We start from the raw sequence: 22,738 nt of genomic DNA, 5'->3' as shown, positions 1-22,738 counted from the left end.
CAATGGGCGGCACCTCCGTCATCGACCAGTTCCTGGAAACCTTCACCCGCTATATCGATTCCGGGTTCGGCCTGGTCGGGGGCGAAGTCGGATATCTCGCCACGACGTTAGCTGCAATCGACCTCACGCTTGCGGGCCTGTTCTGGTCCCTCGGAAGTGATGAGGAGGTTCTTGCCCGGCTCGTCAAGAAAACCTTGTTTGTCGGTGTCTTTGCCTATCTGATCGGCAGCTGGAGCAGCCTCGCCCGCATCGTCTTCGAGAGCTTTGCTGGTCTTGGCCTCAAAGCCTCGGGCACGAGTCTGTCATCGGCCGATTTTTTGAGGCCAGGCCGGATCGCGCAGGTGGGGCTCGATGCCGGCCGCCCGATCCTGGACTCGATCTCGGGGCTGATGGGCTATGTCAGCTTTTTTGAGAATTTCGTCCAGATCACGGTCCTGCTGTTCGCCTGGATCGTGGTGCTGCTGGCCTTCTTTATTCTCGCGATCCAGCTCTTCGTCACGCTGATCGAGTTCAAGCTGACGACGCTTGCAGGTTTCGTCCTGATCCCCTTCGGTTTGTTCGGCAAGACCGCCTTTGCGGCCGAACGGGTGCTGGGCAACGTCATCTCCTCCGGCGTCAAGGTTTTGGTCCTCGCCGTCATCGTCGGCATTGGATCGACCCTATTCTCGCAGTTCACGGCAGGTTTCGGCGGCAACCAGCCGACCATCGAGAACGCGATGGCGCTGGTGCTCGGCGCTCTCGCCTTGTTGGGCCTAGGCATTTTCGGACCCGGGATTGCCAACGGCATCGTCTCCGGAGGTCCCCAGCTCGGCGCAGGCAGCGCAGTTGGGACGGGACTTGCCGCCGGTGGAGTCGTTGCGGCTGGCGCTGGCCTTGCGGCCGGCGCTGCCGGTCTCGCCGGCGGCGCGATTGGAGGCTCGCTACGAGGTGGAAGTGCGATTGCAAGCGGCACCATGGGCGTGTTTCGGGCGGGGAGCCAGTCCGGCTCCGAGGCGAGCGCGTCCAAGGCTGCTAGTCCCTTGCGCTCGGTCGCAGCTGGGCTTGGTGGAGCGGCGAGCGACGTGGGTAAGGGAGAAGGGGACGCCTCGAGACCTTCCGACAATGCGCCCGCTTGGGTTCGGCGCATGAAGAGAGCGCAGACGATCAGCCATGGCGCATCAGCGGCAACCCACGCGATCCGTTCGGGTGATCCCGGCGGGGGCGGCGGATCTGTCGACCTCTCCCAACATGACCGCTGACTCTTCTGATCGACCGATTCCGTTTTCTCACCCGTCACTTGAGGTCTCGCAATGTTCAAACGATCGGCCGTTCACTATGGCCGCACGCCAGAAGCCGTCACCCCCTATCAACGCGCAGCTCAAATCTGGGATGATCGCATTGGGTCTGCGCGCGTGCAGGCCAAGAACTGGCGCCTGATGGCCTTTGGCTGCCTCTTCTTATCCGCTGGTTTCGCCGGCACCCTGGTCTGGCAATCGGCGCATGGGACGATCACGCCCTGGGTGGTCGAGGTCGATCAATTGGGGGAAGCAAAAGCGGTTGCTCCGGCAAACGCCAGCTATCAACCGACCGATCCGCAAGTAGCCTTTCACCTGGCGCGCTTCATCGAGCATGTGCGAGGCCTGCCGACGGACGCCATTGTGCTGCGCGAAAACTGGCTCCGCGCCTACGACTTTACAACCGATCGCGGCGCCGTCGCGCTGAATGATTATGCCCGCAACAACGATCCATTCGCCAAGCTCGGCAAGACGCAAATTGCGATCGAGGTCTCGAGCGTCATTCGGGCGTCCTCTGAGAGTTTTCGCCTCGCCTGGGTCGAACGCCGTTACGACAACGGTCAGCTGGCCGCAACCGAGCGGTGGAGCGCGATCCTCACGATCATCGTGGAGATGCCTCGCGATCTCGATCGCCTCCGCAAGAATCCGCTTGGCATTTACGTCAACGCCATCAACTGGTCGAAGGAGCTGGGCTAGTCATGCCGTCAGGTCTCGTTATCGCGTCACAGAGGGTCCGCCCGAGCCTGGCTCTGGCTCTCGCTATTGGTGTGTCCACCCTTGGCGGGTGCACCACGTTCAAGCCGCCGCAAATCAGTTACGATAGCGATGTCCCGCCGGCTCCAGATCTGCCGGCGCTTGCCGACGATCGGCCGCGGCCGCTGCATGTTCCACCGGCCTGGAAGGCGGCACGCGGCGGCAAGAACGCGGAAGCTAAAGAGCCCGTCGAGCGGATTGAGACCGCAAATGACGCCGCACGTGTGCAGCCGCGCAAGGCAGGCTACTTCAATGCGGTGCAGGTGTTTTCGTATAGTCCGGGCGCTCTCTATCAGGTCTATGCCGCGCCGGGGCAGATCACCGACATTGCGCTGGAGCTCGGCGAGCAACTGATCGGGTCGGGACCAGTTGCCGCGGGTGATACCGTGCGTTGGGTGGTCGGCGACACCGAAAGCGGCAGCGGCGACACGCGACGTGTGCACATCATGGTGAAGCCGACACGTCCGGCGATCGAGACCAATCTCGTGGTCAACACCGATCGGCGCACTTACCTGATCGAGCTCCGCTCCCGGGAAAAGCCCTACATGCCACAGGTCGCATGGTTCTATCCCGAGGATCGGACCGCGCGTGGTCGAGCTCTGCCGCCCACACCCGTCATCTCGGACCAGGCGCAGCGCCGTTACCGCTACGCCATCGAGGGAGACAGCCCGCCTTGGCGTCCTGTCAATGCCTATGACGATGGGCGCAAGGTCTACATCGAGTTTTCACCCGGCATCGGCCAGGGCGAGATGCCGCCGCTGTTCGTGATCGGGCCTGACGGCAAGACCGAGCTCGTCAACTATCGCGCTTACCGCAATGTGCTGATCGTCGACCGGCTGTTTGCGGCCGCGGAACTGAGGCTGGGCGAGGAGCACCAGCGGAAGGTCAGGATCGTCCGAACCGACGGGAGGTCGCTGTGACCGATACTGGCCAGCCGAATGACACACCCAAGGACGCTCCTCGGGTTAAGCCGCCGGAAGATATCGCCGAAACGCTTCGGCTTCGGCCAGATCGGCCGCAAGTTACGCGCCTATCGCGCAAGGTGCTTGCGGGTGGCAGCGCCCTTTTGCTGGTGCTCATCTCTGGTGCGGTCTTCTGGGCTCTGCAGGAGAAGCGATCGCGCACGCCGGCCGCCGAGGAGCTTTACGCGACCGACCACCACAATGTCGCCGATCAGCTTGCAAACTTGCCGAAGGATTATGCTGAAATCCCGAAGGAGGTGCCGCGCCTTGGACCGCCTTTACCAGGCGATCTTGGCCGGCCGATCGTTGCAGCACAGGGCTCATCGACGTCCAGCCCGCTCGGTGTTGACGCCGAACAGCAGCGCGTCAATCAGGAGAGCGAGGCGGCACGCACCAGCAAGGTGTTTGCCAGCACGAACGTCCGCGCACAGGCTCCTGTCACATCGGCAAGTGAAGCCCAATCAAATGCAGCGCCATCATCCGACGAAGCATTTGCCCAGAATGGCCAGGATCGAAAACTTGCGTTCGTCAGTGCTTCCGTTGACCGTCGAACCACCAGTCCCGATCGCCTGGCAAGACCGGTCTCTCCCTTTGTGGTCCAGGCGGGAACGCTCATTCCGGCTGCTCTCATCACGGGGATTCGGTCCGACCTGCCTGGGCAGATCACGGCCCAAGTCACAGAAGCGGTATATGATTCCCCTACCGGGCGAGCTCGCCTTATCCCGCAAGGAGCCCGGTTGATCGGGACGTATGATAGCCAAGTCGCATTTGGCCAATCGCGCGTGCTCCTGGTGTGGACGCGCCTCATCATGCCAAATGGACGGTCGATCGTACTGGAGCGGCAGCCGGGCGCAGATGCCGCGGGCTATTCTGGGCTTGAGGATGAGGTCGACAACCATTGGAAGGAGCTGTTGGGGGCCGCTGCGCTTTCGACGCTGCTCGCCGTCGGCACCGAGGTGAATTCCGGGTCAGATACGGGTAGCACCAACAGCGACCTCATCGCTGCGCTCCGCCGCGGGGCGGGGGACTCGATGAACCAGGCGGGCCAGCAGGTGGTCCGCCGCAATCTCAACATCCAGCCGACCTTGACGATTCGTCCGGGATTTCCGGTGCGGGTGATCGTCAACCGTGACCTGGTGCTCGAACCGTATAGAGGGTGAGGTACGATGGCTAAGCTTAAACTTGGAGCGATCGAAGATGATAAGCCGATCAAGATTACGCATGAACTGCCGGCGAGTGTCCACAGGGATCTCGTGGCATACGCCGAAATCCTCGCACAAGAGAGCGGACAGCCGATCGGGGAGCCGGCCAAACTTATCGCTCCCATGCTGGCGCGGTTCATGGCAGCGGATAGAAGTTTTCGGAAGGCTCGACGGGGCCGTCAACGTCGGAGCGGAGGCGAGGGATAGCGCTCAGAAAGCAAGTTCAAGAAGGCAGCCAACGCAGGGTTTTCGTTGTCGTCTCGCCAGTATGCCGAAAAGTCGAATCGGCTCGGACCGGCTCCATCGCGCAATTCGCGGTAGACGAGGCCTGCATAGTTGATGCCCATGTCGGATTCCAGCACCAGGCTAATTCCTGTGTTCATCCTGATCAGGCTCTTGATGATACCGCGGCTGACGTCGTGTCGCTCGAGTTTAGGACGGTCCTCAAGCGACACGAGCTTGGAAATCAGAAGATCTTCAAACTCGTTTCCCGGATCGTAATGGCTCAGCAGGACCGTCTCGCCGCGCAGGTCAGTCCAATAGACTGTGTCGCGCGCGGTGAGGGGATGATCGTGGGGTAAGGCGACCAGAACACGTTCGCTCCACAGCGGCATCACTCTGTTGTCGAGTAACGGCAGGTTCCCTGTGACGATCAGGATATCGATAACGCCGTTGCGAAGTGCAGTCGCGAGGCGTGTTCGTGATTTCTCGATCGTCACAAGCTCGATTTGCGGGAATCGCTGCTTGAAATCCAGCAAGGACGTCTGCAGGTTGCCAATGGAAAGTGAGGTGCAGAGCCCCACACTCAGCCGGCCAGCCTCGCTGTTCCGTACAGCCCTCGCGGTCGCGATGAGAGCATCGAACTCCTCCAGAATTGTCCTTGCCAGGCGAAGAACACTGCGGCCTGCCTGCGTGGGGCGCACACCACCGCTAAAGCGCTCAAAAACCGCAATTCCCAGGTGATATTCGATCTCGCTGATTTTTCGGCTGAGACTCGATTGTTGGGTTCTCAGCAATTCCGCCGCTTGACGGAGGCTGCCACAATCAGCCGCAGCCACGACCGATTGCAGGTGTTTCAGTTCGATTGCCTTGCTGGCTTGAAGGGAGGGTGTTGATCGACGTGGTTTGTGCATCGTAAGTCTTAAGCAGATGGGCTTTCCGCTTCAATGCGCGGCGATGCCCCGGATTGTCCTTGCTTCCAGATCCTAGGCGGCCGCTTGGATGACTGGAGCCCAGAGCACCGGACCTGAGATGTGTCCCGCTTTGCGGATGCGATGCAATGCTTCGGGCGAGACCTCCAGGTATCCAGCAATGGCCGTGGTGTTTCCGAGAGGACGAGCTTCTCCGACTTTTCGGAGCGGCCAGCCCGCGCGCCGAAGAATGCGTTCCATCCGGACGTCAGTGACAGTAACGATTTCAGTCAGTTGAAGCGAAAGGCCCAATTCAATCATGCCCGCAAACAGCTCGTAAGTAGCGGCAGCAAGTCCACCACTTGCCTTCGGCGCATCAGGAGGAACATCGAGCGCGAAGCGACTGCTCTCCCAAATCCTGTCGCTTCGGGGCGCCGGCTGCCCGTCCAGAAGGATCGGGAAGGTGTCTCTCAGCATGGTTGGGCCGGTCGAAGGCAGAAGTCGTACGCAACCCTGAAGACGTCCAGCGTTCGAGCGGTTCAGGAGGTGCACGGGTCGAAGGACATCAAACTCGTCGACTTCCATCTCGCCACTGACCTCGACGTTCCAGTCCAGGCGCTGTTTGAAAACGCGATACCGGAGCCGGTGCATCTCGGCGAGATCGTCGATGAATTCGCCGTAGTACCCCGGCATAATGAGCTGCATCATTCTTGCCTCCCTGCCTTGCTTCAGGCAAGCAAGCAGAGAAGGCAGGAAAGCACATCCTGTGGAGTTGCACAGGTGCTTGCAGCTTGCGGTTGATCTATTTTCGAGATTTTGACTCGGTCAACAGCACGATCGCCTGACGAAGCGAGCTGACGCCAAGCTTCGCGCGCGCGTTATCCAGGTGAAATCCCGCGGTTCGCTCGGAGATGCCGAGAATGATCCCAATCTCCCCAGCTGATTTGCCACGCGCGGACCATTCGAGACACTGGTACTCGCGAGGAGACAGCACCACCCCACCGACCATGCGATCTATCGTCCAGAAGCGTTTTGCATGTGCATGGAAAAACGTTGCGATTAACCGCAGGCTCTGGGCGTGCTCGATCAGCGAGCGCTCGAAGCCAGTTTGACGATCGTCGCTTGCAAAGCTCAGCGCGGCAATCGCGCCCTTGTCATCGTGGATAGGGAATGTAAATCCGCAGCGAATCCCAAATTTGGCGGCTTCGTCGAACAGAGCGCGTTCTGCCTCCGATTGATTTCGCGCTTCGAATCCAAGTCCCCATCGGAAGGGCTTAGCCTGGCGCATTGCCCGACGTACCACCGGATCGACGGATTCGTAGCCGCGCTGCAGATAGGTGGCGGTCCAGGAGGGTGGATATGTCGAGATCAGGTTGGGAGCACTGCCTGGCCTGCGGGGAAGAGCGAGATATGCGAAGCACGACAGTTTGAGCGCAGCGGCGACCTCGGCCATGCTCTGCTGAGCTGCGTCTCGATGCGTGCTTTCGGTCAATTGCTCAGCAAATCTTTGAAAAACTCGATCCATGGCGCATGAGCCCACGGGCCTCCCTCGCAGGCGCTCCTTGCATTACCGGATCGAGCATCACTGCGAATGGGGCAAAACAACGAAGAAGGCGATCGATTTCGGCTTCGATCAATCTTCATCGTGAGAGCCTGCATCGGCGGGCTGAGGCGTATCGCGTCAGCCGAGTTGCTCGCGCTCACGCTGTGATATCATCGCTCCTAACTCCGCGAACTCCGTCGTCTGTTTGAAATCCTGCAAGAGAGCGGCGAAGACCGCCGGATTGCTGCGTCCTTTGCGTTCCAAGTTGCAGGTTTGTACGGCTCTTTCCAATCTGGGTCGCCGCGCCGCAACTCAGTTGGACGTGCAATTACCGGGGCCAGGACGAATGATCTAAGAAACTACATCATCAATTGAGCAAGCACTCAGGCCGCCGGCGCTATTGTGCTTGGAAAGACAGTGACTACCGAGCTCGGCATGTCGCACCCGGCCCGACCACGAATCCGTTTGATCCGCTTCGTACCCCAGGGGGCTCACCTAGCGGTTCCGCGGCCGTGTCCGGCAAGGTCCCTGCAGCGCTCCGAACACAGGTCGTTGGCTCAGTAACTGCGCGATCAAAGCCGACACGGGGCGCTTAATGTGGGCAGCGGCAGGGTTTTAGCCAAAGCCACATAGGCATCCATGCCCGCGATCTCCAGGATATGTGGCAAGTTTCGGCCGAAGTCGCCAAGCGGTCGGGCGGCGAGCCCGTCGAGATCGGCTGAGGGCAGCCTAAAGCTCTAGTCACGCGCATTTCGACCGGCCGAGAACCGATGCCAAGGAGACCGGCCGGTCGAACTCAGTTCGTGCCGGGGCGACACAAAGTGGAAGCGCGCAGACTATTGAATGTATGGCTCATGGGCGCAAGTAGTGGAAGTCCGCCATACGCATCGGTCACTGTTTCTGGGTGCACTGGGCGCGGTGACGGCAACCGCACCAGCCGCGGCATTGGTAACTGGAAGGCTGGCGCGGTCTATTTGAGGTGCTTGCCGCATCCAGTGCCACCACAGCCGCTGTAATCTATTTTTCGAGAGCAACACGCAGCTACGAAGAGCCCTCGAGAGATAGTCAGCCTGAAGACCGTCCGAACGGATGGGGTTCTGGAGAATTACGCCGATTTCTTCAACATGCATCGGATCCGCATGGGCTCTGCAGTCCTTGTGGGCAGCGTCTTGGCTGAGCGATGTGGAAAAGTTAGATCGAACAAGCCTTGTCACACAAATGCTCGTCATGGCGGTAGCCCTAAGCATTGGCGCATTGCTGCTCGGTGCGGTCGCCGATTCGGTGCGTCGCCGGCATGGCAAGAACATTGAAACGTCGTTCGCGACCATAGCCGCTGTGTTCATTGCAGCCGAACTCGCGCTGATCTTGCATCCACCTTTCCTGCCGCCACCGTCATGGATCATTGTGGCGGTGGTGGGATCAGCAATCGCCCTCAGCTACGCGATCATCGGAGATTACTTTCCGGCCGAATTGATCGCTCGCGCAAACACCGTGCTCAACGTTCTGCATTTCGGGTGGGCTTTCCTGGTCCAGTACGGGACGGGGTTAATTCTCGAGCAATGGCCGGAAAAGGACGGACACTACCCCTCAATCGCGTATCAGACGGCGTTCAGTATCAATGTGCTGCTGCAGCTGGCCGCCCTGGTCTGGTTCATCGCCCCTTGGCTCAAAGAGTTGAACTGGAAATCTCAGATCGCCTCGAGCGCAAGTCGACGGACCAAAGCAGGTCAGTTCACGTCGTGTTCCCGAGCGCCGGAATGGTCATCCTGGAAACCGATCAGGATGTGGAGTGGTGAACTCGGCGTTGCGCTGCCTGGTTTCCCGCTCCGTCGGTCTACAGGTGCGTCAAGAACGTCCGGCCGACTGATTGGCCGAGATGCTCCAGACACCTGGTCGGATATGCGACATGCGTCGCGAGGTCGACAGGAATGATACGAAAAATGCGTAATATCAATGAGTGCTGGGTGGCATGCGATTTGCTATTTTTCTCGGCAGAGCCAGGTAAAGCGAGTTCGAGCAATGACCAGTATGACCGAGAGCGCAAGTCAAGTCGGTGCGGCAAATGTGCTGAGCGTCGGTTCGCGAGCCCCCTTGATCAAAGTTGAGGACTGGCTACGTGGCCAGCCGGTTACAATGTTCGAGCCTGGGAAAGTATACATCGTCGAATTTTGGGCGACGTGGTCCGGAACATGTATCGCCTCGATGACGAATTTTGTGACCCTGCAAGACAAATACAGGAACAATGGAGTTGAGGTGGTGGGCATCGCGGCTCACGAACAAGCTTCGACAGCAGATGAGGCGCGAGCCAGCCTGGACGCTTGGTTGACGAAGAGCGTGCCGAATCTGAACTACGCGATCGCATTCGACTACGCGGGCGAAACGAGCAAGCTTTGGATGGATCCCAGCTTTTCTGTCGGGATTCCCACGTCATACGTGGTCGACCGTGACGGCCGCTTGGCCTTTGTCGGCCATCCGACGCAACTCGATAACGTGTTGCCCAAAGTTCTGAACGGCTCCTGGACAGTGAGCGACGAAGCCAAAGCCCTCGATGCGGACAGGACAAACATGGGCCGACGCAGAAAGCGCGAACTATCGCAGAAGCGAGCGCTGGTGGAGCCGATCTTTGCCAGACTTGACTCCGCCATGAAGAGTAAGAATTGGGCGGCAGCCGTTTCAGAGGTTGAGGAGGCACTCGCTTTGATGCCGGACGAGGTCACCTTCCGTGGACTTCATGCGGAATTGTTGCTTCACAACATTCGTGACATGGGGGCCGGCCTGCCGGTATTGCGCCAATTGGTTCGCGACGCGATCGACAAGAAATCGGTGGTTTGGATGAGCGTGGCCATCCGCCAACTGTTCGACCCCGCGAAAGACTACTCCGGTTTCCCAGATGCCGAGCGCTTTGCCATGGGCAAGGACCTCTCCGAACACATCCTGGCGGCGAATCCGCCTAAAGGCAGTGAGGGCGCGAAGTTCCTGTCTTACGGGGCGATCGCTCAGTACTATTACGAGACCGGTAAAAGGGATCGCGCGATCGAACTGGTCGAGTTGGCGCTGAAGTGGCTGGATGCAGCGCCTGCCTCGGATCGTGCGAAACGGGACGTCGTGAAGGGCTCTCTCCAGGCCTTGGCCAGCTACAGGAGTGAGAAGCTCTCATACGAGGAGTGCTGTTCAGCGTCGGAAAACACGGCTCCCGAAAGACCGGAACCGAGATCGCGAACGGAGGCAGCATGATCAATTTTGCTTGGCATTTCTTTTCGGCCTCGTGGTTTTGCGATCGAAATCGATGCCTATTGGGAATGTCGGGGCATTCGATGAATTGAGGGCAGGAGGAGCGAGCCGGTGAACGCTGGCGAGGCCGCACCACCACGAGTTCTTTATGGCGAATGTTTTCTCAAGATTCGTCGCGCTCCGGCGCGATAGCGGCGAGAGTGCCTGTCGAAGTGAAGAATGGTCGCCGCTGCTAAGGTTGGCGTCTTAGAAGCTGCTGGATGGCATCTTCGAACAACCAAAAAAGATAGAAATGGGTGGTGACGCCGATGCTTTCCAGCTCTCAAGGAAGCTTTCTCAAGATTCTATCGCTGCTCTCAGAAGCGATTCAGAACCTCGTTTCGCTTAGACGGCAAGCTGATTCGGGAGAGGCGCCAATCCGCGGCAATGAACGGGTCCATCTGGAGCAGTCAGAGTCCCCTGCGCCCCGCACCGAAGGAACACTGAGCGAAGCTGTACCTTCATTGACACCACTCTTTGCTACCACGGCGCTGGGGCGAGCGTGATGTACCATCGCCGCCAGCGCCGCTCTGTCAAAGCCGCCGCCCTGTCCCAGCCATCTGGCCCCTGGTACAAAGTTCTTTACGTCCAGGTACTCATAGCGATCCTGATTGGCATTCTCGTTGGCTGGTTGTGGCCTGCTGTGGGCACGAGCAGCTGGGTCAAAGCCCTCGGTGACGGTTTCATCAAGCTGATCAAAATGGTGATTGCGCCGATCATCTTCTGCACTGTTGTGTCCGGAATTGCGCATGTTCAGGATGCACGAAAGGTCGGCCGAGTCGGCATCAAGGCGCTACTTTATTTCGAGATCGTGTCAACTTTCGCGCTCGTCTTGGGTCTCGTGATGGGCAATCTAGTTCAGGCCGGTCATGGGCTCGCTCCCAGGGCTGATGCCGCGGCGGTAGCCAACTATGTCAAAAGGGCGGAAGGGCAGAAGGCGGTCGATTTCCTCCTCAATATCATTCCTGATAGCGTGGTTGGCGCCCTGGCGCGAGGCGACGTGCTACAGGTGCTGCTGTTTGCCATCCTATTCGGGTTCTCGCTGATGGCGCTTGGCGAGCGGGGTGCGCGAATGCGCGGTCTGGTTGACGATGCTGCGCACGCGGTGTTTGGCGTCATTAGGATCGTGATGAAGGCCGCGCCGATCGGAGCGTTCGGTGCCATGGCCTACACCATCGGCGAATTCGGACCCTCCGCGCTCGGTAAACTCATCGGATTAGTTGCCCTGTTCTATGCGACAGCCGGGCTCTTCGTGATCATTGTGCTTGGCCTGATCGCGCGCTTGGTCGGCTTTTCTATCCTAAAGTTCATCGTCTACATTAAGGATGAGCTGCTGATCGTGCTCGGAACGTCGTCGTCCGAAAGCGCGCTGCCGCAGTTGATGGAAAAACTCGAACGGCTGGGCTGTTCCAAGCCGGTGGTGGGCCTAGTGGTGCCGACCGGATACTCTTTCAATTTGGATGGGACCAACATTTATATGACGTTGGCGACCTTGTTCATCGCACAGGCGCTCGGGGTCGATCTCAACTTCGGCCAGCAGCTCACCATACTGGTTGTGGCGATGCTCACCTCGAAGGGCGCAAGCGGTGTTACTGGTGCTGGTTTCGTCACCCTCGCCGCAACGTTGACGGTGGTCAGTCCTGAACTTGTGCCGGGCATTGCGATCGTATTCTCGATCGATAAGTTCATGAGCGAGGTGCGCGCGCTTACAAACATCATCGGGAACGGCATTGCCGCGGTGTTTGTATCCTGGTGGGAAGGCGAACTGGATCACGACTCACTACACGCGCAGCTCAAGTAGATATGCGAGCTCAGCTCAGCTCGGCCCGGCGACGGCCGATACCGTCGCCAACGTAATGCTGCGGGTCAGCAAAGTCGCAGTTCAATCCTGTTCGGGAGCGCCAGCTAAAGGCGTTGAGATTTCCAGAACTTCTAGAAATCACTCTTTGAACTCCTGCATTTTGCGTTGGCAATTGTCGCGCAGTAGTCGGCCGTCCTGATTTGGAAGAAATGATCCTGCAGGGGGCGCGCCACTCGGGGTGGTGTACCAGACCAGCCTTTCGGATTGGTGTTTGCGGCAGCCCGCCGGCTGGCGTGGTCATTATCCCGGAGCTGAGATTCCTCAAAAAATGCGGGATCTCAATCGTGCCCACGTGGGCGAACAGTGCTTCAGGAGAAAGCGACGGAGCCTCAGCAAAACGTCGCTACCGCGAGAGGCGTAAAAATAGTAAATGCTGGATCATTGGTCATTGCTGATTTCTCGCCTCGGCGTCGGCGCGTCAAGCCAGCTCTTTTCAAATGCTTCTTCTTCTACGCTAGGCTACGAACGGCATATTCCCTTTGTTGCGGTAATATAGGACCTGCCTTTTAGTTGCCTTTAGATGAGGCGCCGAAGCGGCCTCAGCAGCGTGCGGCAATCGTGGCGATCCATTCCTTTTGATTCAGAAGCGAACTTGCGCGGAGCGCGTCATGCTACGTACCGCGCTGGGGCCCACCATCGCAGGATATTTGGAAGATCCGGCAATCATCGAGGTGATGCTCAATCCCAATAGGCGATTGTGTATCGACCGACTGTCGAGCGGCCTTACGGATACTGGCGAGAATATATCCTCCTCTGATGGAGAGCGAATTATCCGCCTGGTGGCTCACTACGTTGGTGCCGAGTTCATCCGGTGAGCCCAAGGATTTCTGCCGAGCTGCCCGAGACGGGGAGCTGTTCGAGGGGCTGCTGCCGCCGGTCGTTGCCGCGCCAACATTCGCGATCCGAAAGTCGACGGTTGCCGTGTTTAGCCTCGAGGATTACGTCGCTGTCGGCATCATGACGCCGGATCAGGCCGGTGCATTGGGGGATGCAGTTCGCGCCCGCAAGAACATTCTGGTCGCCGGCGGCACCTCGACCGGCAAGACGACACTGACCAATGCCCTTCTCGCCGAGGTCGCTAAAACGACTGATCGGGTCGTTCTCATCGAAGATACGCGCGAGCTTCAGTGCTTGGCGCCAAACCTCGTGGCGCTCCGCACGAAGGACGGCTTGATCTCGCTCTCCGACCTGGTCCGTTCGTCGCTCCGTCTGCGCCCGATCGTATTCCCATTGGTGAGGTTCGCGGAGCCGAAGCGCTCGATTTGCTCAAGGCTTGGGCACAGGACATCCGGGCGGAATCGGCACGATCCATGCCGGAACGGCGCTCGGGGCGCTACGCCGGCTCGAGCAACTGGTCCAGGAAGCTGTCGTCACAGTCCCGCGGCCGCTTATCGCCGAAACAATCAACGTGATCGCGGTGCTCAGCGGCCGCGGCGCCGAACGCCGCTTGAGCGAGCTCGCCCGCGTCACCGGCTTAGGAGCATCAGGTGATTACATCCTATCTGCAATTGGAGACCAGTCATGACGATGCCTTCATCTCGCCGCCGCCGCGCCAGCATTCCGGCCACGGCCATTGTGACCCTTTGGCTGAGCAGTGTCCCGGCTTGGGCCGCTGGCTCAAACATGCCCTGGGAGCAGCCGCTCACTCAGATTTTGCAATCGGTCGAGGGTCCCGTCGCCAAGATTATCGCCGTCATCATTATCATCGTGACGGGGCTATCGCTCGCATTTGGCGACAGGTCTGGTGGCTTTCGTCGCCTGGTTCAGATCGTGTTCGGTCTGTCCATTGCCTTTGCGGCATCAAGCTTCTTTCTGTCTTTCTTCTCCTTCGGCGGTGGCGTGGTGATCTGATGGAGGCGCCTGTCGCAGGCTTTATCGCGCCCGTGCATCGTGCGCTCACCGAGCCGATCCTGATGGGCGGTGCGCCGCGCGCCGTGGCGATCGCCAACGGCACGTTAGCGGCTGCACTCGGTCTTGGGCTGCGCCTGTGGGTTGCCAGCCTTCTTTTCCGGTTCGTCGGCCACATGGCCGCCGTCTGGGCCGCAAAACGCGATCCCGATTTCGTGGAAGTCGTGCGCCGGCACGTCCGCATTCCAAGCCACCTCAGCTCCTAGAGTTGCATATGATGAATCTTGCCGAATATCGCGTTCAAACACGCGCCTTGCCGACTTCCTGCCTTGGGCGGCCCTGGTGAATGAGAGCATCATTCTCAACAAGGATGGCCCGTTTCAGCGGACGGCAAGGTTCCGTGGACCAGATCTCGATAGTGCCGTTCCGGCTGAACTCGTCGCCGTTGCTGGGCGGCTGAACAATGCGCTCCGACGGCTAGGTTCTGGCTGGGCGAGTTTCGTCGAGGCTCAGCGTCATTCGGCCGGGGCTTACCCTGCGAGTACTTTTCCGGATGCGGCGTCAAGCCTGGTCGACGTGGAGCGGAAAGCGCAATTTGAAGAGACAGGCGCTCATTTTGAATCAAGCTACTACCTGACTTTCCTTTATTTGCCGCCAGCGGAGGGGGCCGCCATGGCTGAGCGGCTCCTGTACGAGGGCAGTCATCGCACGGGCGTGGTAGATGCACGAGAGGTGTTGGGCGGCTTCATCGACCGGACCAACCGCGTCTTGCAGCTTGTGGAAGGCTTTATGCCGGAATGCAGCAGGATCGATGATGAGGCAACACTGACCTACCTGCACTCGACGATCTCGGCCAGGCGGCATTGGGTGCGTGTCCCTGAGATCCCCATGTATCTCGACGAGCTACTTGCCGATCAGCCACTCACGGGTGGGCTCGAGCCGATCTTGGGGGAGGCGCATTTGCGCGTTCTGACGGTCGTGGGCTTTCCGACCGCGACCACCCCCGGGATTCTCGACGACCTCAATCGGCTGCCGTTTCCATATCGCTGGTCGACTCGGGCCATCATGCTCGACAAGGCGGATGCTTTAAGGGTCCTGACCCGGATCCGACGGCAATGGTCCGCCAAGCGGAAGTCGATCGCCGCGATCCTGAAGGAGGTGATGACGAACGAGGCTTCAAGTCTTCTCGATAGTGATGCTCACAACAAGGCGATTGATGCAGATAGCGCCTTCAGGAACTGGGCTCGGATCAGATCGGTGAGGCCTTTATCACGGCGACAGTCACGGTCCGGGACAGGGATGGCGGCGCCGCCGACGAAAAACTGCGGCTCGTCGAGAAAGCGATCCAGGGGCGGGACTTCACCTGCATGGTGGAGACAGTCAATGCAGTGGAAGCCTGGCTCGGCAGCCTGCCGGGATAAACTTACGCCAACGTCCGTCAGCCGCCGCTTTCCACCTTGAACCTCGCCCATATGACCCCGCTTTCGGCCGTATGGGCCGGTGAGGTGAGGGACCACCACTTCAGAGCGCCGCCGCTTTTCTTCGGCAAGACCGAGGGATCGACCCCGTTCCGGTTTTCACTGCATGTTGGAGATGTCGGGCACACGCTGGTCGTCGGGCCGACGGGAGCCGGAAAGTCGGTTCTGCTCGCGCTCATGGCGCTGCAGTTCCGCCGCTATGACGATGCGCAGATCTTTGCCTTCGATTTTGGCGGGTCGATCCGGGCAGCTAGCATCGCCATGGGAGGAGACTGGCACGATCTCGGCGGCGCGATTGGGAGCGAAACCAGTGAGTTAGTCGCTCTCCAGCCTCTTGCGCGCATCGATGATATCGCAGAGCGCGCCTGGGCATCCGAATGGATTGCCTCGATTCTCGCCCGTGAACGGATCGATGTCGGCCCCGAAACCAAGGATCACGTTTGATCGGCCCTGACGTCACTCGCCTCGGCGCCCCTTCAAGAACGTACGCTCACGGGACTTTCCGTTCTTCTCCAATCCAATGCCTTGAAGCGCGCACTACACCCTTATTGCTTAGGTGGGCCATATCAGCGGCTCTTGGATGGCGAAGGCGAGCGGCTTGGGGATTCATCCGTGCAGGTCTTCGAGACCGACGGATTGATCGGGACGCCCGTCGCGTCGGCAGTGCTAGCCTACCTGTTCCACAGGATTGAGGATCGTTTCGATGGTCGTCCAACGCTGCTTATTATCGATGAGGGTACCGGTAACGCCAACAGCGACCTCGTCGCCGCGCTCCGTCGCGGGGCAGGCGAATCGGTCAATCAGACGGGCCAGCAGGTGGTCCGTCGCAATCTCAACATCCAGCCGACGTTGACGATCCGTCCGGGATTTCCGGTGCGCGTGATTGTAAACCGCGACTTGGTGCTCGAGCCATACAGAGGGTGAAGAACTATGCCGAAGCTCAAACTCGGAGCAATCGAAGACGACAAGCCGGTTAAGGTCACCCACGAACTGCCGGCGAGCATCCACCGGGATCTCGTGGCCTACGCCGATATCCTCTCAAAAGAGAGAGGACAACCGGTCGGAGATCCTGCCAAGCTTATCGCACCCATGTTGGAGCGGTTCATGGCGGCCGACAGGAGCTTCCGGAAGGCTCGCCGGCAGCGTCAGCGTCCAAGCGGAGGTGTGGGATGGCGCTCGGAGAGCAACTTAAGGAAGGCGACCAGGGCAGGATTTTCATTGTCGGCTCGCCAGTATGCCGAAAACTCGAAACGGCTCGGACCGGCATCGTCGCGCAGCTCGCAGTAGACGAGGTCTGCATCGTTGATGATCGTGTCGGATTCTAGCACGAGGCTGATTCCTGTGTTCGTGCTGATCAGGCCCTTGATCATTCCGCGACTGACGTCATGCCGCTCGATTCTGGGACGATCCTCGCGTGACGCGAGCTTGGAAATCAACAGGTCTTCCAACTCGTTTCCGGGATCGTCATGGCTCAGCAGCACCGTCTCTCCGCGTAGGTCGGTCCAGTAGACAATGTCGCGCGCGGCGAGGCTATGATCTTGAGGTAAGGCGACAAGAACACGCTCGCTCCATAACGATATTGCTTTGTTGTCGAGTAACGGCAGCTTCCCTGTGACGATCACGACATCGAGACCGCCGTTGCGAAGTGCCGCTGCCAGGCGAGTCCGTGATCGCTCGACTGTGACAAGTTCGATCTGCGGGACTGCGTGTTTGAACTCGAGTAGCGAGCGTTGCAGACTGCCTAGCGAAAGCGAAGGGCAGAAGCCGACACTCAGCCGCCCGCTTTCGCTGTTTTCCGCGGATCTCGCAGTCGCGATGAGTGCGTCGAATTCTTCCAGAATAGTCCTAGCCAGCCGAAGAACGTTGCTGCCCGCCCGCGTTGGGCGGACACCTCCGCTATGTCGCTCAAAAAGAGCGATACCCAAGTGGTGTTCTAATTCGGCAATTCTCCGGCTGAGGCTCGACTGTTGCGACCTCACTAACTCCGCGGCTCCACGAAAGCTGCCGCAATCGGCCGCAGCAACCGCCGATCTCAGATGTTTCAGTTCAAGCGCTTTGCCGGCCTGAAGAGAAGGTCTTGATCGAAAGAAACTGTGCATCTTGCTCAGTGGGATCCCGATAAGGAGCGATTCCGCAACTAGTCTTGCTCCAAAAGTCCTTCGCGGCCGCTCGGATGACCGGAGCCCAGAGCGCCGGACCCGCGATGCGCCCCATCTTGCGGATACGCTCCAAGGCACCGGTCGATACCTCGAGGAATCCCGCTATCGCCATGGTGCTTCCGAGAGGACGAGCTTTTCCGATCGGGCGGAGGGGCCAGCCTGCGCGACGAAGAATGCGCTCCATCCGCGCGTCGGTGACAGTCACGATTTCGGTCAATTCAAAAGAAAGGCCGAACTCAATCATGCCCGCAAACAGCTCGTAAGTGGCGGCAGCGAGTCCGCCACTCGCTTTCGGCGCATCCGTTGGAACATCGAGGGCAAATCGGCTGCTCTCCCATATCTGACAACTTCGGGGCGCCGGCTGCCCGTCGAGAAGGATCGGAAAGGTGTCTCTCAGCATGGTTGAGCCGGTTGATGGTAGAAGCCGGACGCAGCCCTGAATACGTCCGGCAGGAGCGCGGTTCAGTAGATGCACTGGTCGAAGGACATCAAACTCGTCGATCTCCATGTCGCCGCTGATCTCGACGTTCCAGTCCAGCCGCTGTTTGAATACGCGACAGCGCAGTCGGTGCATCTCGGCGAGATCGTGAACGAACTGGCCGTAGTGCTCCGGTGTGATAAGCTGCATCATCCTTCTCCCTGCTTTGTTTCGGCAACTAAGCAGTATTCATGGCGGGCAGGCACTTTATTTTCGAGATTTTGATTCGGTTAGCAGCACGATGGCTTGGCGAAGCGAGCTAACACCGAGCTTCGCACGCGCGTTGTCCAGGTGAAATCCCGCCGTTCGCTCTCGATGCCGAGAATGATCCCGATCTCCCCGGCCGATTTGCCGCGCGCGGACCATTCGAGACATTCGTGCTCGCGAGGAGACAGCACCACCCCACCGACCGCGATCGGTCATCCAAAAGCGCTTCGCATGTGCATGGAAGAATCTTGCGATGAGCCGCAGGGTCTGGGCGTGCTCGACTAACGAACGCTCAAAACCCGGTCGATGCTCGTCTGTCGCAAGCTCGACGCGGCGATCGCGCCCTGGTCATCATGAATTGGGAAGGTAAATCCGCAGCGAATCCCAAATTTGGCTGCTTCTTCGAACAGCACGCGTTCTGAATCGGACTGATTTCGCGGTTCGAATGCAAGTCCCCATCGGAAGGGCTTATACGTGTGGATCGCCCGACGTACCACCCGATCGACGGACTCGTACCCGCGCTGCAAATAAAGGGCCGTCCAGGAGGATGGATATGTCGAGATCAGGTTGGGGACACGGTCTGGCCCACGCGGAAACGTAAGATAGGCGAAGCAAGACAATTTCAGCGCAGCGGTGACATCGGCCATGCTCTTCTGAGCTGCATCTGGATGTGTGCTTTCGGTCAGTCGCTCAGCAAAATTTTGAAAAACCCGATCCATCGTTGATGAACTCTCATCAGCGGTATTCGCCAAAATCGGGTCGAGCATCGCTGCGAATGAGGCAAAATAACGAGGCGTAGGTCAACCTTGATGGCGAGGGCCTGGACAGGAGTGTTTAGGCGGTATTGGCTCGCCGAGTTTCTCATGATTACTTCGCTGTATGATCGTTGCCAACGAGGCTATGCCTGGCGTTGGTTTGAAGTCCTGCAAGTTCGCTCAGAAAATCGCCGGATTACTGCGCTATTTTGACTTCCGAGTTGCAGGTTTGTACCGCTCTTCCGATTACAAAGAGCCACTCACCAAGGAGATTGCACATGAAGGTCGGTGTTCCCAAGGAAATCAAGACGCACGAGTACCGCGTTGGCCTGACGCCTGGGGCCGTCCGCGAATACGTGGCCACTGGCCACAGCGTTTTGGTCGAGACGAACGCCGGTGCCGGGATTGGCGCGACAGATGAGAATTACCGAAAAGCTGGCGCGGCGATTGCGGCCTCTGCTCGCGAGGTGTTCGCGTCGAGTGAAATGATCGTCAAGGTGAAGGAACCGCAGCCGTCCGAATGGACACTTCTGCGAGAAGGCCAAATCCTCTTTACCTATCTTCATCTGGCTCCGGATCCTGAGCAGGCTAAAGGCCTTATCAAGTCTGGTTGCACCGCAATTGCCTATGAAACCGTGACCGACGCGCGCGGTGGACTTCCTCTACTTGCGCCAATGAGCGAGGTTGCGGGGAGACTTGCGATCGAAGCGGCGGGTGCGGCGCTGAAGCGGTACGCCGGTGGACGGGGATTGCTGATTGGCGGCGTGCCCGGCGTCCAACCCGCTCGGATCGTGGTGATCGGAGGTGGCGTTGTCGGCACTCACGCTGCACGGATGGCGACAGGCCTCGGCGCTGAGGTCACGATCCTGGATCGTTCGATCCCCCGACTTCGCGAACTGGATGAACTGTTCGAAGGGCGAGTTCGCACTAGGTTCTCGAGCATAGAGTCCGTTGAGGACGAGGTATTCGTGGCGGATGTCGTCATCGGCGCCGTCCTTGTTCCCGGCGCGAGCGCGCCGAAGCTTGTCAGCCGCGGCATGCTGAGTTCGATGCGCAAAGGCTCCGTGCTTGTGGACGTAGCTATCGATCAGGGCGGATGCTTCGAGACCTCGCGTACGACGACGCACGCAGACCCAACTTTCGATGTAGACGGCGTCATCCACTATTGCGTCGCAAATATGCCAGGAGCCGTCCCGCTGACGTCCAGTCAAGCGCTGACTAACGTTACGCTCCCATTTGGCTTGGCTCTCGCCAACAGGGGCTTTGCGGCCGTGCTCGAAAATCCACATCTGCGCGCGGGGCTGAATGTCTATCGCGGCCGTCTCACCTATAAGGCGGTGGCCGAGAGCCTCGGCCTGCCTTTCTCACCAATCGACGAGGCTGCGGCCTGATCCCAGAAGTCCCCTCGGGGACATTTCCTCCCTCACTTGGGGCCACTCCTCGGAGTGGCCCTTTTTTTGGGGGCGCCAGGCATGGCGCGGAGCGGCGTGAGTGGCGCGATTTGACCGGAGTGGTGTCCCGTCGGAGTTGAGAGTCCTCTGCGGACCCTGATGATGGGAACCGTTAGCCGAACAGCAAGGGCGTCGTCGCGAGGCGGGGTCTGAAGGAAGCTGTAAGCAAAGTACCGGCCTCACGAACAGCCGGCGAATAAGAGGCGTCAGCATCCGCGCGAGGGAGCCCAAATTCCCGAGGGCCGGTATCACCCGGGAGGGCGCGGCCGTAGATGCGACAGGTAGATGGCACGAATGCCACGCGACTTACCTTGGGAGGTCTGCCGTCCTGCCCCCGGCAACGAGTGTGTTACCGACGTCGCAAGGCGACGGGGCGGCAGAAGTCGGCAGAGGGCCACAGTAGCCGGCAGCACCGAGCCGGTGAAGGGGCGAACGTCGAGTGCCGGAGGAGGCCGGTCTGTCGATGGCGATCGCAGATGCAGACGATGACGCTGAGATGCGTGATGCCCCCTCCGAGGGCACCGGCCGGAAGCCGCCAGAGCAGGAGTCGGGTGCATCAAACGCCACGGCAAGAGAGCACCCTTTCCCTTCGGAGGTGGAAGTGCGGCTGACGGAGGAGATCGTCAGCCGAGTGAACATGATGGCGGCCTACCATGGGGTGATAGCGAACAAGGGCGTTGCGGGCATCGATCGGATGTGCCTGAGGGCGGACGCTTCGTCGTCGACCTCGACTTGGTGAAGTTCTTCGACTGGGTGAACCATGGCGCGCTCATGCCACGAGTGATGCGCCGGGTTGCGGACAACGGGTGCCGCGGCTGATCCGCCCCTACCTGCGGGCTGGATTGTGCGCATTGCGTCGCCAGAAGTTGTTGCCTCACGTAAATTGCTCCCCAATGGCAAAGGAGCGCAGGGACAACGATGAGGCGATTGAGTATGGCGACGCGCAAGGAACTGAAGTCTGCATTGGCGCGGCGCTACAGGATGTCGAGCCGCGTCGAAAGGGCCGCATCCTCGACGAGTTCGTTGCGATCAGGTGGGCGGCGGCGATCAAGGTGAGACCTTAGCGACAATCAGGATGAGACTGCGCCGATGGGGGCGGACCGAAGGGAGGGCGTAGCCCGACCGAAGGACCGTCCCCATCGGCGTCGCGCTTTCGAACCCGTCTGGCGGCCGGGTGCGGCTGGTGCAAGCTGTTGATTCGTCTCGACAAGAGGGGATCGACGCCTTGCCTGGCCTTCACATCACCGACCACCAGATGAGGCTGTACATGAACTACCGACTGACATTGTCCCCCGAGGCCGCTGCGGCCAAAGCGGGATTCTCGAAAGCGAGCGCGTATCGGATTGAGGACGATTTGCGCCTGCCATCGCAGAAGAAGGTGCCGAGGGGCCGGCGACGGTTAGATCCGCTCGTGCCCTATTGGGACGCCGAGATCGTCCCGATCCTGAAGGCTGCGCCCGGCATCCGCGTGATCGGCGTGTTGGACGAGCTGCGCCGACGGCATCCCGACCTTAACCCCAACATCCGACGCACGCTGGAGCGACGCATCAATGCCTGGCGAGCGCTCAACGGCCCCGAACAGGACGTGATCTTCCGCCAAGAGCACGAGCCCGGCCGTTTGGGTCTGTCCGACTTTACCGATACGAGCGCGCTCGGCATTGCCATCGCGGGTGAGGCGCTCGATCACCGGCTCTATCACTTCCGGCTGGCGTTCTCCGGCTTCGAGCATGCCCATGTCGTGCTCGGCGGGGAAAGCTTCGTCGCCCTGGCAGAGGGCTTGCAGAACGCCCTGTGGGCGCTCGGCGGCGTGCCGCGGGAGTATCGCAGCGACAGCTTGTCGGCAGCATTCCGCAATCTGGCGGCGGATGCGCGTGAGGATCTGACACAGCGCTACGCCGCATTGATGGGCCATTACGGCATGGCACCCACGCGCAACAATGCGGGCATCGCACATAAGAACGGCTCGATCGAGAGTGCGCACGGCCATCTCAAGCGAGCCCTGGAGGATGCGCTATTGCTGCGGGGCACGCGCGACTTCGCCAATCTCGATGCCTACCGGGCTTTTGTCGACGAGATTGTCGGCCGGCGCAACGCCAACCTCGCCAAGCGGATCGCGCTCGAGAAGGAAGCACTGGCGCCACTGCCGAAAGGCCGCACGACCGACTTCGAGGAGAAGGTAATCCCGGTGACGTCGTCAGGCGGCTTCATCCTGCGGCGCGTGTTCTATACCGTGCCTTCAATGCGCGTTTCGCGGCATCGTGAGCACGGATTTCAGCGCATCGTGAGCAACGATTTCAGAGGATCGTGAGCAGCGATTTCAGGCGATCGTGAGCAACGTTTGGCGGTGCCGGACGCTTCGACCGACAA

The 22,738-nt window shown here is 59.8% G+C and carries 18 protein-coding genes and 6 pseudogenes; 18 read left to right on the top strand and 6 right to left on the bottom strand.

The features are described from left to right. The first annotated feature begins 2 nt into the window (after positions 1-2). Genes trbL through QCM77_RS33960 form a run of 5 tightly spaced genes read left to right on the top strand, consistent with a single transcriptional unit; the run spans position 3 to position 4,398 of the window. Positions 3-1,238 (top strand): P-type conjugative transfer protein TrbL, encoded by a 1,236-nt coding sequence (gene trbL, locus QCM77_RS33980; RefSeq protein ID WP_279686360.1) that lies wholly within the window; start codon positions 3-5, stop codon positions 1,236-1,238. A gap of 51 nt (positions 1,239-1,289) precedes the next feature. Beyond that, positions 1,290-1,970 (top strand): conjugal transfer protein TrbF, encoded by a 681-nt coding sequence (gene trbF, locus QCM77_RS33975; protein ID WP_279686359.1) that lies wholly within the window; start codon positions 1,290-1,292, stop codon positions 1,968-1,970. A 2-nt stretch (positions 1,971-1,972) separates the two neighbouring features. After that, entirely contained in the window at positions 1,973-2,947 is a 975-nt protein-coding gene (gene trbG, locus QCM77_RS33970) for a P-type conjugative transfer protein TrbG (protein WP_279686358.1), read from the top strand. Continuing rightward, entirely contained in the window at positions 2,944-4,149 is a 1,206-nt protein-coding gene (locus tag QCM77_RS33965) for a TraB/TrbI/VirB10 family type IV secretion system protein (RefSeq protein ID WP_279686357.1), read from the top strand. Before trbG ends, QCM77_RS33965 begins: the two co-directional genes overlap by 4 nt. A 6-nt stretch (positions 4,150-4,155) precedes the next feature. After that, positions 4,156-4,398 carry a DUF2274 domain-containing protein gene (locus tag QCM77_RS33960; RefSeq protein ID WP_279686356.1) on the top strand — a complete coding sequence of 81 codons (243 nt, stop codon included), beginning with the start codon at positions 4,156-4,158 and terminating at the stop codon, positions 4,396-4,398. On the opposite strand, the gene QCM77_RS33955 is transcribed toward QCM77_RS33960, so the two are convergent. From QCM77_RS33955 to QCM77_RS33945, 3 genes are all read right to left on the bottom strand, one after another. Beyond that, positions 4,371-5,324: a LysR family transcriptional regulator gene (locus tag QCM77_RS33955; protein ID WP_279686355.1), complete on the bottom strand. Its 954-nt coding sequence runs from the start codon at positions 5,322-5,324 to the stop codon at positions 4,371-4,373. The genes QCM77_RS33960 and QCM77_RS33955 overlap by 28 nt on opposite strands. Positions 5,325-5,396: 72 nt before the next feature. Next, positions 5,397-6,029, bottom strand: a complete 633-nt coding sequence (locus tag QCM77_RS33950) for an acyl-homoserine-lactone synthase (protein WP_279686354.1) — start codon at positions 6,027-6,029, stop codon at positions 5,397-5,399. 94 nt (positions 6,030-6,123) lie between these two features. Continuing rightward, positions 6,124-6,846, bottom strand: a complete 723-nt coding sequence (locus tag QCM77_RS33945; protein WP_279686353.1) for a helix-turn-helix transcriptional regulator — start codon at positions 6,844-6,846, stop codon at positions 6,124-6,126. A 389-nt stretch (positions 6,847-7,235) separates the two neighbouring features. On the opposite strand from QCM77_RS33945, the gene QCM77_RS33940 reads away from it, so the two are divergent. From QCM77_RS33940 to QCM77_RS33895, 10 genes and pseudogenes are all read left to right on the top strand, one after another. Continuing rightward, positions 7,236-7,460, top strand: coding sequence for an amidase family protein (locus QCM77_RS33940; RefSeq protein WP_462804364.1), 225 nt, complete (start codon positions 7,236-7,238; stop codon positions 7,458-7,460). 631 nt (positions 7,461-8,091) lie between these two features. Further along, on the top strand, positions 8,092-8,796 hold the full coding sequence (locus QCM77_RS33935) for an MFS transporter (protein ID WP_279686352.1): 705 nt from the start codon (positions 8,092-8,094) through the stop codon (positions 8,794-8,796). Between the two features lie 87 nt (positions 8,797-8,883). Continuing rightward, positions 8,884-10,098, top strand: coding sequence for a TlpA disulfide reductase family protein (locus tag QCM77_RS33930; RefSeq protein ID WP_279686351.1), 1,215 nt, complete (start codon positions 8,884-8,886; stop codon positions 10,096-10,098). A gap of 541 nt (positions 10,099-10,639) precedes the next feature. Further along, on the top strand, positions 10,640-11,935 hold the full coding sequence (gene dctA / locus QCM77_RS33925) for a C4-dicarboxylate transporter DctA (protein WP_279686350.1): 1,296 nt from the start codon (positions 10,640-10,642) through the stop codon (positions 11,933-11,935). 618 nt (positions 11,936-12,553) lie between these two features. Beyond that, positions 12,554-13,520 (top strand): annotated as a pseudogene (gene trbB, locus QCM77_RS33920) (P-type conjugative transfer ATPase TrbB). 2 nt (positions 13,521-13,522) lie between these two features. Continuing rightward, positions 13,523-13,846 (top strand): TrbC/VirB2 family type IV secretion system protein, encoded by a 324-nt coding sequence (locus QCM77_RS33915; RefSeq protein WP_280095909.1) that lies wholly within the window; start codon positions 13,523-13,525, stop codon positions 13,844-13,846. Further along, the gene (locus QCM77_RS33910) at positions 13,846-14,109 is read left to right on the top strand and encodes a VirB3 family type IV secretion system protein (protein ID WP_279686349.1); all 264 of its coding nucleotides are present in this window, start codon (positions 13,846-13,848) and stop codon (positions 14,107-14,109) included. The genes QCM77_RS33915 and QCM77_RS33910 overlap by 1 nt, the downstream gene beginning before the upstream one ends. 8 nt (positions 14,110-14,117) lie before the next feature. Beyond that, a pseudogene (gene trbE / locus QCM77_RS33905) lies at positions 14,118-16,060 on the top strand (conjugal transfer protein TrbE); the annotation flags it as partial. Continuing rightward, entirely contained in the window at positions 16,039-16,245 is a 207-nt protein-coding gene (locus QCM77_RS33900; RefSeq protein WP_462804367.1) for a TrbI/VirB10 family protein, read from the top strand. The pseudogene trbE and the gene QCM77_RS33900, both read left to right, overlap by 22 nt. Positions 16,246-16,251: 6 nt before the next feature. Continuing rightward, a pseudogene (locus QCM77_RS33895) lies at positions 16,252-16,470 on the top strand (DUF2274 domain-containing protein); the annotation flags it as partial. On the opposite strand, the gene QCM77_RS33890 reads toward QCM77_RS33895, so the two are convergent. The 3 genes and pseudogenes from QCM77_RS33890 to QCM77_RS33880 form a co-directional block, all read right to left on the bottom strand. After that, positions 16,467-17,420: a LysR family transcriptional regulator gene (locus QCM77_RS33890; RefSeq protein ID WP_279686348.1), complete on the bottom strand. Its 954-nt coding sequence runs from the start codon at positions 17,418-17,420 to the stop codon at positions 16,467-16,469. The pseudogene QCM77_RS33895 and the gene QCM77_RS33890 sit on opposite strands and share 4 nt — an antisense overlap. A gap of 61 nt (positions 17,421-17,481) precedes the next feature. Then, positions 17,482-18,111 (bottom strand): annotated as a pseudogene (locus QCM77_RS33885) (acyl-homoserine-lactone synthase); the annotation flags it as partial. A gap of 54 nt (positions 18,112-18,165) precedes the next feature. Beyond that, positions 18,166-18,884 (bottom strand): annotated as a pseudogene (locus QCM77_RS33880) (helix-turn-helix transcriptional regulator). 314 nt (positions 18,885-19,198) lie between these two features. Here QCM77_RS33880 and ald point away from each other — a divergent pair. The 3 genes and pseudogenes from ald to istA form a co-directional block, all read left to right on the top strand. Then, positions 19,199-20,311, top strand: coding sequence for an alanine dehydrogenase (ald, locus tag QCM77_RS33875; RefSeq protein ID WP_279686345.1), 1,113 nt, complete (start codon positions 19,199-19,201; stop codon positions 20,309-20,311). 523 nt (positions 20,312-20,834) lie between these two features. Further along, positions 20,835-21,110 carry a hypothetical protein gene (locus tag QCM77_RS33870; protein WP_279686344.1) on the top strand — a complete coding sequence of 92 codons (276 nt, stop codon included), beginning with the start codon at positions 20,835-20,837 and terminating at the stop codon, positions 21,108-21,110. Positions 21,111-21,596: 486 nt separating this feature from the next. Continuing rightward, positions 21,597-22,631, top strand: a pseudogene (gene istA / locus QCM77_RS33865) (IS21 family transposase); the annotation flags it as partial. Between the last annotated feature and the right edge of the window lie 107 nt (positions 22,632-22,738).

Source organism: Bradyrhizobium nivariense, from assembly GCF_029846695.2.
Lineage (GTDB): Bacteria > Pseudomonadota > Alphaproteobacteria > Rhizobiales > Xanthobacteraceae > Bradyrhizobium.
The sequence above is the reverse complement of the archived record's forward strand: the minus strand, read 5'-3'. Positions and strand labels throughout refer to the sequence as shown.

Excerpts from the sequence above, each read along its gene's own strand:
- trbL (WP_279686360.1), top strand. The coding sequence starts at position 3 with ATGGGCGGCACCTCCGTCATCGACCAGTTCCTGGAAACCTTCACCCGC.
- trbF (WP_279686359.1), top strand. The coding sequence starts at position 1,290 with ATGTTCAAACGATCGGCCGTTCACTATGGCCGCACGCCAGAAGCCGTC.
- trbG (WP_279686358.1), top strand. The coding sequence starts at position 1,973 with ATGCCGTCAGGTCTCGTTATCGCGTCACAGAGGGTCCGCCCGAGCCTG.
- QCM77_RS33960 (WP_279686356.1), top strand. The coding sequence starts at position 4,156 with ATGGCTAAGCTTAAACTTGGAGCGATCGAAGATGATAAGCCGATCAAG.
- QCM77_RS33955 (WP_279686355.1), bottom strand. The coding sequence starts at position 5,324 with ATGCACAAACCACGTCGATCAACACCCTCCCTTCAAGCCAGCAAGGCA.
- QCM77_RS33950 (WP_279686354.1), bottom strand. The coding sequence starts at position 6,029 with ATGATGCAGCTCATTATGCCGGGGTACTACGGCGAATTCATCGACGAT.
- QCM77_RS33945 (WP_279686353.1), bottom strand. The coding sequence starts at position 6,846 with ATGGATCGAGTTTTTCAAAGATTTGCTGAGCAATTGACCGAAAGCACG.
- QCM77_RS33935 (WP_279686352.1), top strand. The coding sequence starts at position 8,092 with ATGGCGGTAGCCCTAAGCATTGGCGCATTGCTGCTCGGTGCGGTCGCC.
- QCM77_RS33930 (WP_279686351.1), top strand. The coding sequence starts at position 8,884 with ATGACCAGTATGACCGAGAGCGCAAGTCAAGTCGGTGCGGCAAATGTG.
- dctA (WP_279686350.1), top strand. The coding sequence starts at position 10,640 with ATGTACCATCGCCGCCAGCGCCGCTCTGTCAAAGCCGCCGCCCTGTCC.
- QCM77_RS33915 (WP_280095909.1), top strand. The coding sequence starts at position 13,523 with ATGCCTTCATCTCGCCGCCGCCGCGCCAGCATTCCGGCCACGGCCATT.
- QCM77_RS33910 (WP_279686349.1), top strand. The coding sequence starts at position 13,846 with ATGGAGGCGCCTGTCGCAGGCTTTATCGCGCCCGTGCATCGTGCGCTC.
- QCM77_RS33890 (WP_279686348.1), bottom strand. The coding sequence starts at position 17,420 with ATGCACAGTTTCTTTCGATCAAGACCTTCTCTTCAGGCCGGCAAAGCG.
- ald (WP_279686345.1), top strand. The coding sequence starts at position 19,199 with ATGAAGGTCGGTGTTCCCAAGGAAATCAAGACGCACGAGTACCGCGTT.
- QCM77_RS33870 (WP_279686344.1), top strand. The coding sequence starts at position 20,835 with ATGGCGATCGCAGATGCAGACGATGACGCTGAGATGCGTGATGCCCCC.